Annotated in this window: 11 protein-coding genes; 1 reads left to right on the top strand and 10 read right to left on the bottom strand. The window is 74.7% G+C overall.

Going from position 1 to position 12488, the window contains the following annotated elements:
- Positions 1-346: 346 nt before the first annotated feature.
- From tyrS to ACI795_RS16825, 10 genes are read right to left on the bottom strand one after another with little or no spacing between them, the layout of a single operon-like run.
- Entirely contained in the window at positions 347-1642 is a 1296-nt protein-coding gene (tyrS, locus tag ACI795_RS16870) for a tyrosine--tRNA ligase (RefSeq protein ID WP_457076712.1), read from the bottom strand.
- Positions 1639-2301, bottom strand: a complete 663-nt coding sequence (locus tag ACI795_RS16865; protein ID WP_457076714.1) for a DNA-3-methyladenine glycosylase — start codon at positions 2299-2301, stop codon at positions 1639-1641. Before ACI795_RS16865 ends, tyrS begins: the two co-directional genes overlap by 4 nt.
- Positions 2298-3746, bottom strand: a complete 1449-nt coding sequence (argH, locus tag ACI795_RS16860) for an argininosuccinate lyase (protein ID WP_457076711.1) — start codon at positions 3744-3746, stop codon at positions 2298-2300. Before argH ends, ACI795_RS16865 begins: the two co-directional genes overlap by 4 nt.
- Positions 3743-4291: an arginine repressor gene (locus ACI795_RS16855; protein WP_457076710.1), complete on the bottom strand. Its 549-nt coding sequence runs from the start codon at positions 4289-4291 to the stop codon at positions 3743-3745. The genes argH and ACI795_RS16855 overlap by 4 nt, the downstream gene beginning before the upstream one ends.
- Positions 4292-4301: 10 nt before the next feature.
- Positions 4302-5249 carry an ornithine carbamoyltransferase gene (gene argF, locus ACI795_RS16850; RefSeq protein WP_457076708.1) on the bottom strand — a complete coding sequence of 316 codons (948 nt, stop codon included), beginning with the start codon at positions 5247-5249 and terminating at the stop codon, positions 4302-4304.
- On the bottom strand, positions 5246-6439 hold the full coding sequence (locus ACI795_RS16845; protein ID WP_457076707.1) for an acetylornithine transaminase: 1194 nt from the start codon (positions 6437-6439) through the stop codon (positions 5246-5248). The genes argF and ACI795_RS16845 overlap by 4 nt, the downstream gene beginning before the upstream one ends.
- The gene (argB, locus tag ACI795_RS16840) at positions 6436-7530 is read right to left on the bottom strand and encodes an acetylglutamate kinase (RefSeq protein WP_457076706.1); all 1095 of its coding nucleotides are present in this window, start codon (positions 7528-7530) and stop codon (positions 6436-6438) included. The genes ACI795_RS16845 and argB overlap by 4 nt, the downstream gene beginning before the upstream one ends.
- On the bottom strand, positions 7527-8678 hold the full coding sequence (argJ, locus tag ACI795_RS16835) for a bifunctional glutamate N-acetyltransferase/amino-acid acetyltransferase ArgJ (RefSeq protein WP_457076705.1): 1152 nt from the start codon (positions 8676-8678) through the stop codon (positions 7527-7529). Before argJ ends, argB begins: the two co-directional genes overlap by 4 nt.
- Positions 8675-9715 carry an N-acetyl-gamma-glutamyl-phosphate reductase gene (gene argC / locus ACI795_RS16830; RefSeq protein ID WP_457076704.1) on the bottom strand — a complete coding sequence of 347 codons (1041 nt, stop codon included), beginning with the start codon at positions 9713-9715 and terminating at the stop codon, positions 8675-8677. The genes argJ and argC overlap by 4 nt, the downstream gene beginning before the upstream one ends.
- Before the next feature lie 60 nt (positions 9716-9775).
- Positions 9776-10882 (bottom strand): LacI family DNA-binding transcriptional regulator, encoded by a 1107-nt coding sequence (locus ACI795_RS16825; RefSeq protein ID WP_457076702.1) that lies wholly within the window; start codon positions 10880-10882, stop codon positions 9776-9778.
- Between ACI795_RS16825 and ACI795_RS16820 the strand changes: the two genes are divergently transcribed.
- Entirely contained in the window at positions 10881-12392 is a 1512-nt protein-coding gene (locus ACI795_RS16820; RefSeq protein ID WP_457076701.1) for an MFS transporter, read from the top strand. The two genes, ACI795_RS16825 and ACI795_RS16820, sit on opposite strands and share 2 nt — an antisense overlap.
- The last annotated feature ends 96 nt before the right edge of the window (positions 12393-12488 follow it).

Genomic DNA, 12488 nt, shown 5'->3' with positions numbered 1-12488 from the left:
CTCTCGATGTCAATCAACCAAAGGAATCCCCAACCCAGCCACCCGAAGGCGACCAAGCCGAATGGGGGTTTAACTATATGGCACTGACTTTCGGCACGCTGTTGAGTTCTCAAGGAGCGGACGCGCAAGGAACCTGGCCTCTCGGCCGTCGTCCTCGGCTTGTTGTCTTGCTCTCGGCGCTCGTTCCCGGCCTCGCGGCTCGTTCCCGGCGCAGAGAGAAAGTTACGCGGCCCTCGCGGCAGGTGTCAAACCCGGGTGTGGTGACGCGCGCCACCTGCCCGGAACGTCGGCGTCACCTGGCGTTCACACGTCCCCCGGGCTTCCCCACGGGAGGGGGCGGCACGGGTCAGACGGCCGTCGAGCAGTGCACCCCGGCGATGGAGCGCTTGCCCTTGCGGAGCACCAGCCAGCCACCGGGAAGCCAGTCGCCGGCGGCCGGGACGGCGTCGGCGTCAGCGACCCGGACGTTGTTGACGTAGGCACCGCCTTCCTTGACCGTGCGGCGCGCGTCGGACAGCGAGGAGGCCAGCCCAGCCTGCTGCAGCAGCGCGCCGACCGGGACGTCGGGCGTGGCGACCTCGACCGCACCGGCCTCGGTGAGCGCGGCGGCCAGGGTCTGCGGGTCCAGTTCGGTCAGCTCCGCCCGGCCGAACAGGGCCCGACCGGCGGCCTCGGCCTGGGCCAGCTCCCGCGGACCGTGCACCAGCCGGGTGAGCTCCTCGGCCAGGGCGCGCTGCGGCGCGCGGGACGCCGGCCGCTCCTCGGACTCGGCGATCAGGGCGGCCACCTCCTCGGCGGGGCGCTCGGAGAAGAGCGGGAGCCAGGCCCGGGCATCGGCGTCCTCCGCGTTCAACCAGAACTGGAAGAACGCGTAGGGCGACGTCAGGGTGGGGTCGAGCCAGACGGCTCCCCCCTCGCTCTTGCCGAACTTCTGGCCGTCGGACTTGGTCACGAGCGGGGTGGTGAGAGCGTGCCCGGTGACTCCGTCGACCCGCCGGAGCAGGTCGATGCCGGCGGTCAGGTTGCCCCACTGGTCCGAGCCCCCGCTCTGCAGCGTCACCCCGTGCCTGCGGAACAGCTCCAGGTAGTCATTGGCCTGCAGCAGCTGGTAGCTGAACTCGGTGAAGCTGATACCGGCCTCGCTGTTGAGCCGGGCCGACACCGCCTCCTTGGCCAGCATCCGGCCGACCCGGAAGTGCTTGCCGATGTCCCGGAGGAAGTCCAGGGCCGACAGCTGCCCGGTCCACTCGAGGTTGTCCACGTAGACCGGTGCCCGCAGCGAGGGGTCCTCCTGCACCGGCTGCTCCAGGAAGGGGGCCACCTGGGCGCGGATCCGGTCCACCCAGCCGGCCACCGTCGCCCGGTCGTTCAGCTGGCGCTCGGCGGTCATCCGCGGGTCACCGATCAGGCCGGTGGCCCCTCCCACGAGCACCACCGGCTGGTGCCCGGCCCGTTGCAGGGCGCGCAGCACCATGAACTGGAGCAGGTGACCGACGTGCAGGCTCGCCGCGGTGGGGTCGAACCCGCAGTAGTAGGTGACCGGGCCCTCGGCGAGGTGGGCGCGCAGGGCGTCCTCGTCGGTGCTCTGGGCGATCAGCCCGCGGCGGTGCAGTTCGTCGATCACGGAAGGCGCGGAGGTCACGGTCGCCCATCCTGCCTGGCTCTCCCCCGCCGCGGCTTCCCACCCGCCCGGAAGACGCTGACGGAGGGGGCGTCGGTCTCCCAGAAGCGCCAGGGCAGCTCGGTCGCCACGGTGATCCCGACCCGCGGGCCGGTGGAGACGGCAACCGGTGGGCTCCCGTGGTGCAGGCGCACCGGGGAGGCCGGGTCGAGCAGGTGCGCGCCCCGGTCGTCCGGTCCGATGGCCAGCGACTGCGTCAGTCGCGCCGGACCGCGCGCCAGGTCGCGGGCGACCTTGGCGGCCGGACGGCGGTCCCGGGCCAGGGACTCCCCCACCACCACCTCGCCCGCGCGCATCAGCACCGCCGAACCCCGCCCTTCCGGGCCGACGACGACGTTGGCACACCAGTGCACGCCGTAGCTGAAGTACACGTACAGCCGCCCCGGCGGGCCGAACATGATCTCGGCCCGCGGGGTGGGCCCGCGGTGCGCGTGCGAGGCCGGGTCCTCACCCTGGCCGGAGTATGCCTCCACCTCGGTGAGCCGCAGCGCCACCTGCCCTTCGGGGCGGTCGGTGACGACCCAGCAGCCCAGCAGGGCGCGGGCGACGTCGTCGACCGGCCCGAGCAGCTCCTCGGCGGTGAGGAGCGGCCCGGGCTGGGCGGTCGGCCTGTCGGTCAGAGCGCCGCCGCCACCGGAGAGGCCGCGGCCCAGTCGGCGTGCTGGCGGGCCTGGTCGGCCAGGGAGGCCAGCTGCTCGGCCACCCGCTCCGGCGCGGTGCCGCCGCGCGCCTTGCGCGCGGCGAGCGCACCCGGGACGGAGAGCACCGAGCGCACCTCGGGGGTGAGCCGCTCGTCGATGCCGGCCAGCTGGTCGTCGTCCAGCTGGTCCAGCTCCAGGCCGGCCTCCTCGCAGTAGGCGACCATCGCACCGCTGATCTCGTGCGCGGACCGGAACGGCACGCCCTGGCGCACCAGCCACTCGGCGACGTCGGTCGCCAGTGCGAAGCCCTGCGGCGCGGCCGCCTCGAGCACCTCGGGACGCAGCGTGAGGGTGGCGATCATGCCGGTCACCGCGGGCAGCAGCAGGAGCAGCTGCTCCATGGAGTCGAAGACCGGCTCCTTGTCCTCCTGCAGGTCCCGGTCGTAGGCCAGCGGCAGGCCCTTGAGCATGGTCAGCAGGCCGGTCAGGTTGCCCACGAAGCGCCCGGACTTGCCGCGGGCCAGCTCGGCGATGTCGGGGTTCTTCTTCTGCGGCATGATCGACGACCCGGTGGCCCAGGCGTCGTCGAGGCGGGCCCAGCCGAACTCGGTGGAGGTCCAGAGCACGACCTCCTCCCCCAGGCGGGACAGGTGCACGCCGATCAGCGCCGCGGCGAAGGCGAACTCTGCCGCGAAGTCGCGGTCGCTGACCCCGTCGATCGAGTTGTCCGACGCGCGGTCGAAGCCCAGCTCGGCGGCGACGGCGTCGGGGTCCAGCGGCAGGGACGAGCCGGCGAGCGCGCCGGAACCGTAGGGGCTCACCGCGGTGCGCCGGTCCCAGTCGCGCAACCGGTCGACGTCGCGGGTGAACGCGTGTGCATGGGCCAGCAGCTGGTGGGCGAAGAGGACCGGCTGGGCGTGCTGCAGGTGGGTCATCCCCGGCGCCGGGACGTCGCGGTAGCGGTCGGCCAGCCCGACCAGCGCCTGCTCCAGATCGGCCACGGCGCCGACCAGGTCGCGGACGTGGTGGCGGAGGTAGAGCCGCAGGTCGGTGGCGATCTGGTCGTTGCGGCTGCGCCCGGCCCGGAGCTTCCCGCCGAGCGCCCCGAGCTTCTGGGTGAGCCCGCGCTCGAGCGCCTCGTGCACGTCCTCGTCGGCCTCGATGGCGGTGAACGTGCCGTCGGCGACCTCGGCCGACAGCTCGGTCAGGGCGCCGAGCATCTGCGCCAGCTCGTCGTCGGTGAGCAGGCCGGCGCGGTGCAGGACGCGGGCGTGCGCCCGGGACCCGGCCAGGTCGAAGGGTGCCAGCTGCCAGTCGAAGTGGGTGGACTTCGACAGCGCTGCCATCGCCGCCGACGGGCCGCCGCCGAAGCGGCCACCCCAGAGCCGGGTCTGGTTGGCCGCGGTCGCTGCCGGGTCGGTCACTGCACGCTCTCTTCCACGTCGTCGATGCTGTCGGACGCCCGGTCCGGATGCGCAGCGGGGGTGCCCCCGGCCAGCGCCCGCAACCGCTCGGCCAGGGCCGCCCCTCCGTCGGGGTGCCGGGAGACGACCAGCAGCGTGTCATCGCCGGCGATGGTGCCCAGCACGTCGGGCAGGCCCACCTTGTCCAGGCCGGAGGCGAGGAACTGGGCGGCGCCCGGCGGGGTGCGCAGCACCGCCAGGTTGGCGCTGCCCTCCGCGCTGGTGAGCAGGTCGGCCAGCAGCCGGGTGAGCCGGGCCGGCGCCGCCTGGGCCGGGCGCAGCGGGGCGTTCTCCGGGGGCAGCACGTAGGACGCCGGGGCGCCGTCGGACCCGCGGAGCTTCACCGCGCCGAGCTCCTCCAGGTCCCGCGACAGCGTCGCCTGGGTGACCTCCACCCCGGACTCGGCCAGCAGCTTGGCCAGGTGCGTCTGGGAGGTGACCGGGCCGGCGTTGATCAGCTCGGCGATGCGGGCGTGCCGCGCCGACCGGTTCAGCGCACTCGTCATCGTCGCCGCCTCATGAGCTGCGTTCCAGGAGCCACAGCAGCAGGGCCTTCTGCGCGTGCAGCCGGTTCTCCGCCTCGTCCCACACCGCGCTCTGCGGGCCGTCGATGACCTCCGCGGCGATCTCCTTGCCGCGGTAGGCAGGCAGGCAGTGCAGGACGACGGCGTCGCCGGCGGCGCGGTCCACCGCCGCCTGGTCGACGGCGTAGGGCTGGAACGGCGCGGTCCGGGTGGCGTACTCGTCCTCCTGGCCCATCGAGACCCAGGTGTCGGTGACCAGCACGTCGGCGCCGTCGGCGGCGGCCGCCGGGTCGGCGGTCCACTGCACGGAGCCGCCGGTCTCCGCGGCGATCTCCGCGGCCCGCTTCAGCACGCCCGGGTCGGGCTGGAAGGTCTCCGGCGAGCCGATCCGCACGTGCATGCCGGCCAGCGCGCCGCCGAGCAGGTAGGAGTGCGCCATGTTGTTGGCGCCGTCGCCCAGGTAGCTGAAGGTCAGGCCGGCCAGCCGGCCCTTGCGCTCGGCCACGGTCTGCAGGTCGGCCAGGATCTGACACGGGTGGTAGGAGTCGGTGAGGGCGTTGACCACCGGGACCCAGCTGGCCGCTGCCATCGTCTCCAGCCGGTCCTGGCCGAAGGTCCGCCACACGATCGCCGCGACCTGCCGGTCCAGCACCCGGGTGGTGTCCTCGACGGACTCGCCCCGGCCGAGCTGGCTGGCCCCCGCGTCGACGACCAGCGGGAAGCCACCGAGCTCGGCGATCCCGACCGAGAAGCTGACCCGGGTGCGGGTGGACGGCTTGTCGAACAGCACCGCCACCGGCTTCGGCGCCCCGTTGGGCGCGCGCAACGGCGTGGGCGCCTCCGCAGTGTGCCGGCCGGTCTTGAGCTGGGCGGCGAGCGCGAGGACCTCAGCCTGCTCGGCCGGGGTGAGGTCGTCGTCCTTGGTGAAGTGCCGGGTCACTGGTCGGTCTCCTGGAGTGCGGCGTCCAGCGCGGCCGGGACGGCCGCGACGAACGCGTCGAGCTGGGCGTCGGTGACCACCAGCGGTGGGGCCAGCCGGACGGCATCGGTGGCGACGGCGTTGGTGAGGAAGCCCGCGGCCCGCAGCCGTGCCTCCACCGCGGCGGCGACCGGGGCGGTGAGCACGATGCCGAGCAGCGCGCCCCTCCCCCGCACCCCGGCGATGCCCGGGTGGCCGAGCGCCTCGACCGCGGCGGTGACCCGGTGCTCGATCTCCTTGGCGCGCTCCAGCAGGCCCTCGTCGCGGATGGTGTCCAGCACCGCCAGCGCGGCGGCGGCCGCGACCGGGTTGCCGCCGAAGGTGGAGCCGTGCGACCCGGCCGTCAGCAGGTCGGCAGCGCCGCCGAACGCCAGGACCGCGCCCAGCGGGAGGCCGCCGCCCAGCGCCTTGGCCAGGGTGATGACGTCGGGCTGCAGGCCGTCGGCCTGGGAGGCGAACCAGTGCCCGGTGCGGCCGATCCCGGTCTGCACCTCGTCGAGGGCGAAGAGCGCACCGGCGCCAGCGGCCGCGGTGGCGGCGGCCGAGAGGTAGCCGGCCGGGGCGGGCAGCACCCCACCCTCCCCCAGCACCGGCTCGAGCAGCACCATCGCCGTCCGGTCGCCCACGGCGCCCCGCAGCGCGTCGGGGTCGCCGTAGGGGACGTGCTGGACACCGTCGGGCAGCGGGGCGAACGCCGCGGCCTTCGCCGGCTGGCCGGTGAGGGCCAGCGCGCCCATGGTCCGGCCGTGGAACGACCCCAGCGCGGTGACCACCTCCGGCCGGCCGGTCAGCCGGCTGATCTTGAAGGCGGCCTCGTTCGCCTCGGCGCCGGAGTTGCAGAAGAACACCCGCCCCGGCCGCCCGGCCAGCTCCAGCAGCCGCTCGGCCAGCAGGACGCCGGGCTCGTGCATCGCCAGGTTGGAGACGTGCCCCAGCAGCTGCGCCTGCGCGGTGATCGCGTGCACCACCGCCGGGTGGGCGTGGCCGAGGATCGTCGTCGCGATGCCGCCGAGCAGGTCGGTGTACTCGCGGCCGTCGACGTCCCACACGGTGGCGCCGGCGCCGCGGGCCAGCGCGACCGGCGGGGTCCGGTAGTTGCCCATCATCACCGTCGACCAGCGGGCCGACAGCTCCTCGGTGTGCGTCGTCATGCTGTCGCCCCCTCCTCCTGATCGGCCGCGGCGGGGACGACCATCGTCCCGGTGCCCTCGGTGGTGAACATCTCCAGCAGCAGGGCGTGCGGCAGCCGGCCGTCGACGACGGTCGCGCGCTTCACCCCGCCCTCGACCGCCCGCAGGCAGGCGGCCATCTTCGGGATCATCCCGGCGTCCAGGTCGGGGAGGATCTCGGCCAGCTCGGTGGCGTCGATCTGCTCGACCAGGGAGTCACGGTCGGGCCAGTTGGCGTAGAGCCCCTCGACGTCGGTGAGGACGACGAGCTTCACCGCGCCCAGCGCCACGGCCAGCGCGGCAGCGGCGGTGTCGGCGTTGACGTTGTGCACCTGGCCGTCGGCGTCCGGGGCGACAGTGGCGACGACCGGGATGTGCCCGGCGTCCAGGAGGGCGGTGACCGGCGCCGGGTCGACCGCCACGACGTCACCGACCAGCCCGACGTCGACCGGCTCACCGTCGACGACGGCGTGCGTGCGGGCGGCGGTGAACAGTCCGCCGTCCTCCCCGGACAGCCCGACGGCGAGCGGGCCGTGGGAGTTGATCAGCCCGACGACCTCGGGCCCGACCTGGCCGGTGAGCACCATCCGGACGACGTCGATCGTCTCCGGGGTGGTGACCCGCAGGCCGCCGCGGAACTCGCTGGCGATGCCCAGCCGGTTGAGCATGGCGCTGATCTGCGGCCCGCCGCCGTGCACGACCACCGGGAGGATCCCGCAGGTCCGCAGGAAGACCATGTCCTCGGCGAAGGCCCGCCGGCAGTCCTCGTCGACCATCGCGTGGCCGCCGTACTTGATCACCACGACCTTGCCGTGGAACTCCTGCAGCCAGGGCAGCGCACCGGTGAGGACGGCGACCTTGCGCGCGTCGCCCTCCGGGTCGTGGGTGCGCATCACCCGGCGGGTGCCGATCGCGCGCCGGCCGGCGGGCGACAGGTCGTCGGGGCGGACGTCCGGTGGGGTCGGGTCCTGCCGGCCGGCGACCCCGGCCGGGGCGACCTGGTCGGGGGCGAGGTCGGGCGGGGTGGGGTCCTGCGCGGGGTCCAGCTCAGGGTCCGGGGCGTCGTTGCTCATGTGGAGTAGGCCGAGTTCTCGTGCACGTAGGCGATGGACAGGTCGTTGGTCCAGATGGTGGCCTGCTCGGTGCCGGCCCTCAGGTCGACGTCGATGGTGATCTCCCGGCCGGCGAGGTCGACGCCCTCGCGCGGGTCGCCGATCGAGCCGCCGCGGCAGACGGTGACGCCGTTGATCGTGACGTCGACCTGGTCGGCCTCGAACGCCGCGTCGGTGGTGCCGATCGCCGCCAGCACCCGTCCCCAGTTGGGGTCGTTGCCGAACAGCGCGGTCTTGAGCAGGTTGTTGCGCGCACAGGCGCGGCCCGCGGTGAGCGCGTCCCGCACCGTCGCGGCGTTGCGGACGGTGATCGCGATGTCCTTGGTGGAGCCCTCCGCGTCGGCGAGCAGCTGCATCGCCAGGTCGGTGGCTGCCGCAGTGAGGGCCGCGGTGAGCTCGGCCTCCGACGGCGTCACGCCGCTGGCGCCGTTGGCCATGGCGATGACCGTGTCGTTGGTGGAGAGGCAGCCGTCGGAGTCGACCCGCTCCACGCTCACGCTGGTGGCCGCCGCGAGGGCCCGCTGCAGCACGGCGGGGTCGACGATCGCGTCGGTGGTGAGGACGACGAGCATGGTGGCCAGCGACGGGGCGAGCATGCCCGCGCCCTTGGCCATCCCGCCGACGGCCCAGCCGCTCCCGGCCTGCACGGTCGTCTTGGGCACCGTGTCGGTCGTCATGATCGCCTGCGCGGCGGCGATACCACCGTCGGCGGACAGCTTCGCGACTGCGGTGGTGACGCCGGGCAGCAGCTTCTCCATCGGCAGCCGGACGCCGATCAGCCCGGTGGAGGCGACCGCGACGTCGATCGCGCCGATCCCGAGCTCGGCTGCCAGGTGCTCGGCGGTGGCGTGGGTGTCGGAGAAGCCCTCGGGGCCCGTGCACGCGTTGGCCCCGCCGGAGTTGAGCACCACGGCCTTGAGCCTGCCGGTGGCCAGCACCTGCCGGCTCCACTGCACCGGCGCGGCCGGGAAGCGGTTGGTGGTGAAGACGGCGGCCGCGGCGTCGTCCGGCCCGTCGTTGACGACCAGGGCGACGTCCGGGTTGCCCGAGGCCTTGAGCCCGGCGGCGACGCCGGCGGCCCGGAAGCCCTGCGGGTGGGTGACGGTCACGGTGCGACTCCGACGAGCGGGAGACCGGTGGTCTCGGGAAGGCCGAGGGCGAGGTTGGCGCACTGCAGGGCGGCGCCGGCGGTGCCCTTGGTGAGGTTGTCGACGGCGGCGATCACGACCAGCCGGCCGGCGTCGGGGTCGACGGCGAGCTGCAGCTGCACGGTGTTGGCACCGAGGACCGCGGCGGTCGTCGGCCACTGCCCCTCGGGCAGCAGGTGCACGAACGGCTCGTCGCCGTAGGCCTCCTGGTAGGCGGCTCGGGCGGTCGCGGCGTCGACCCCCGGGGCCAGCGGCGCGGAGCAGGTGGCCAGGATGCCGCGGCTCATCGGTACCAGCGTCGGGGTGAAGCTCACGCCGACCGTCCTACCGGCCGCCTGTGACAGGTTCTGGACCATCTCCGGGGTGTGCCGGTGGACACCGCCCACGCCGTAGGCGCTGACCGAGCCCATCACCTCGCTGCCCAGCAGGTGCGGCTTGGCCGACTTGCCGGCGCCGGAAGTGCCCGAGGCGGCGACCACGACGACGTCGGGCTCGACCAGGCCCGCGGCCAGCGCAGGGGCCATCGCCAGGGTGACCGAGGTCGGGTAGCAGCCGGGGACGGCGATGCGCCGGGCTCCGGCCAGCTGCCCCCGCTGGCCGGGCAGCTCGGGCAACCCGTAGGGCCAGTGCCCGGCGTGCTCGCCCCCGTACCAGCGCGCCCAGGCGGCGGGGTCGTTGAGCCGGTGGTCGGCGCCGCAGTCGATGACCAGCACGTCGTCGGGAAGCTGGGCGGCGATCGCCGCGGACTCCCCGTGTGGCAGGGCGAGGACGACGACGTCGTACCCCGCGAGGGCGGCGGCGTCGCTGGGCTGCACCACCAGGTCGGCGTACGGGTGGAGGTGGGGCTGCAGCTCCCCCAGGCGTCGGCCGGCGCTCGAGTTGGCATGCACCCCGGTCAGCCGGAGCTGCGGGTGCCCGGCCAGCAGCCGGCACACCTCACCTCCGGCGTACCCGGTGGCGCCGGTGACCCCGACCGTCCACGTCTGCCCAGTGCTCACAATGCATGAACATACACGGTGGTGCATGGATGTGCGCTCATGGGTCGGGTGGCGCCGCGCTCATCCGGGAGCGGCGCCGGTGGACCCCCGGACGACCAGATCGGTGGGCAGCACGACCGGGGTCCGGTCGGGGGTGCCACCGCGGATCAGCTCCAGCAGGGCGCGGGCGGCCCGCTCGCCCTTCTCCCGGGTCGGCTGGCGCACGGTGCTCAGCCCGAGCTCCGCCGCGTTCCGGGCGTCGTCGAAACCCAGCACCGACAGGTCCCCGGGCACGCGGATCCCCCGGGCCGCCGCGACCCGCAGCGCTCCCTCGGCGAGGCGGTCACTGAGGCACAGCAACACAGTGGGACGAGGGGTCAGGCCGAGCAGCACCTCCGCACCGGCCGCCCCGTCGTCCGGGGTGCTGTCCGGGGCGTGGAAGACCGGGACCGACGACCAGTCGACACCCACCGCCTCGGCGGCTTGCCGGTACCCGGCCAGCCGGTCCCGGGTGACCGCGTAGGTGGCGCCCCCCTGCTCCTGGAGGCCGACCAGGCCGGGATCGATGGGCAGCCGGTGCATGCCGAACGACAGCACGGCCAGGCGCCGGTGGCCGGCAGCGAGCACGTGCCGGCACGCCGCCACCGCGGCCGCCTCGTCGTCGACCCCGACCCAGGCCACCCCACGCGGGGCCAGTTCGGCCAACCGGCCGGGACGGGGCTGGTCCACGACCACCAGCGGGGTCCGGCGCGCGACGGCGGCCGACAGCAGCGGGTCGTCGTCGGCGACCGAGGACAGCACCAGCCCGTCCAGCAGTGCCGAGCCCAGCGCCGCGGTCCGCCGGTCGTCGTCGGCGGAGCCCGGGATGAGCAGGAGACCGGCGCCGGCGGGCTCCACCACGCCACTCACCCCGGCCAGCAGCTCGACCGACACCGGATCGTCGAAGGCGTAGGCGAGCCCGTTGTCGTAGGCGACCCCGACCGCCCCGACCCGCCCGCGGCGCAACCCCGCGGCCACCGGGTCGGGGCCGGGATACCCCAGGCGCTCGGCGGCGGCCAGGATGCGCTGCCGCAGCTCGGGCGAGAGCTGGTCGGGCCGGCCGTAGGCGTTGGACACCGTCTTCGCCGACACCCCGAGCTCGTCGGCGATCGACTGCAGCGTCACCCGTTGCGCCCGCGATCCGGCCATGCCTCAATGGTGTCACTTCATCGATGAAGGAGGCCCGGTGGGCGCTGCCGACCCGTCATCCGGCTCGACTGCGGGCAGGGCGTCGACCGCTGCGGTCTGGACCCTATGCGCCGTCCAGTTCGTCGACGTCATGACCACCACCCTGGTCATCGCCGCCCTGCCGCCGATGCTCGCCGACCTCGACGCCTCCCCGACGGCGGCCTCGCTGGTGGCCCCCGCGTACGCCGTCTTCTTCGGCGCGCTCCTGGTCCTCGGCGCGCGGCTGGGCGACCGGTTCGGGCACCGCCGGGTGCTCCGGCTCGGCGTCGTCGGCTTCACCTGCGCATCGGCGCTGACCGCGCTGGCACCCTCGCTCGTCGTCCTCGTCGTCGGCCGCTGCCTCCTCGGTGCCGCCGCGGCCGTCTCCGTTCCGCCGGCCCTGCGTCTCCTGCTGGCGGTGAGCCACGGTGCGGAGAGCCGCCGCCGGGCGCTCGCCGCGTGGAGCGCGTCGGGGGCGCTGGCCGGAGGCGCAGGCCTGGTCCTGGGCGGCGTGCTGACCGATCTCCTCGGCTGGCGTGCGCTCTTCTGGCTCTCCGTCGCCCTCGGGGGCGGCCTGCTCGTCGCCGTGCACCGGGCGGTTCCCGACGCGCGGCGTGCCGGGACCCGACCGCGTGCCGGGGCCGGTGGTACCGGATCGCTGGACGCGCCCGGAGCCGTCGTGCTCACGCTCGCCATCGCCTCGCTGATCGCCGGCGCGAGCCTGGTGCAGGAGCCGGGGCGCCGCCTCGCGGGCCTCGGCCTGGTCGTGCTCGCGGCTGCGCTGGGCCTGCTCCTGCGCCGGGTCGAGCAGCGGTCCTCCGCGCCCCTGCTGCCCCGGGCCGCCCTCCGCCACCGGGACCTGCGCACGGGATGCCTGGTGTCGTTCGTCAACACCGCGTCCACCAGCTCGGCGGTGATCCTGGCGACCCTGCACCTGCAGGAGAGCGCCGGCCAGACGTCCACGGCCGCCGCCCTCGGACTGCTGCCCTTCAGCGTGCTGGTGGTCGCCGGTTCCGCCCTGAGCCCCCGCCTGCTGCGGCCACTGGGCCGGCATCGCACGGCCGCCGTCGGCCTGGCGGGCATCGCCGTCGGCACCGCCGCACTGGTGACCGTGCCCGGTGCGGCCTGGGCGGCCCCCGTCGCCGTGGCCGTGGCCGGCTTCGGCATCGGCCTGTCCTCGGTGGCCGCCACCACGCTCGGCACGGACGTCTCCGAGGACCTGGAGGCCACCGCGGCCGGACTGCTCAACACCGCCGCCCAGCTGGGCACGGCCGTCGGCGTCGCCCTCGTGCTCCTCATCGCCTCGACCGTCACCGGGCTGGCCGGCGCACCCGCCGGCGACGTCACCGGTTGGCTCAGCGCCGCTGCCGTGGCGGCAGCTCTCGCCGTCCGCCTCGCCTACCGCCGGGGCCACTCGTGCCGAGCCCAGGACGACCGGGACCGGGGCGACCGGGACCGGGGCGTGGACGGGCAGACCAGCTCGATCCGGTGACGCCGCGTCTGCCGGGGCGCACCGACGAGGCACCGGGGCGCACAGGGGCGCCCGAATCGGGTCACCACGTTCTGTCAGACCCCCGGTGCAGAGTGC

The sequence above is a fragment of the Modestobacter sp. SYSU DS0290 genome (assembly GCF_054050955.1).
Note: the sequence above shows the minus strand (reverse complement) of the source record. Positions and strands in the feature narration are given on the sequence as shown.

Coding starts and splice junctions, on each gene's coding strand:
- ACI795_RS16855 (WP_457076710.1), bottom strand. CDS start 4,291: ATGACGAGTGCGCTGAACCGGTCGGCGCGGCACGCCCGCATCGCCGAG.
- ACI795_RS16845 (WP_457076707.1), bottom strand. CDS start 6,439: ATGACGACGCACACCGAGGAGCTGTCGGCCCGCTGGTCGACGGTGATG.
- argB (WP_457076706.1), bottom strand. CDS start 7,530: ATGAGCAACGACGCCCCGGACCCTGAGCTGGACCCCGCGCAGGACCCC.
- ACI795_RS16820 (WP_457076701.1), top strand. CDS start 10,881: ATGCCTCAATGGTGTCACTTCATCGATGAAGGAGGCCCGGTGGGCGCT.
- ACI795_RS16825 (WP_457076702.1), bottom strand. CDS start 10,882: ATGGCCGGATCGCGGGCGCAACGGGTGACGCTGCAGTCGATCGCCGAC.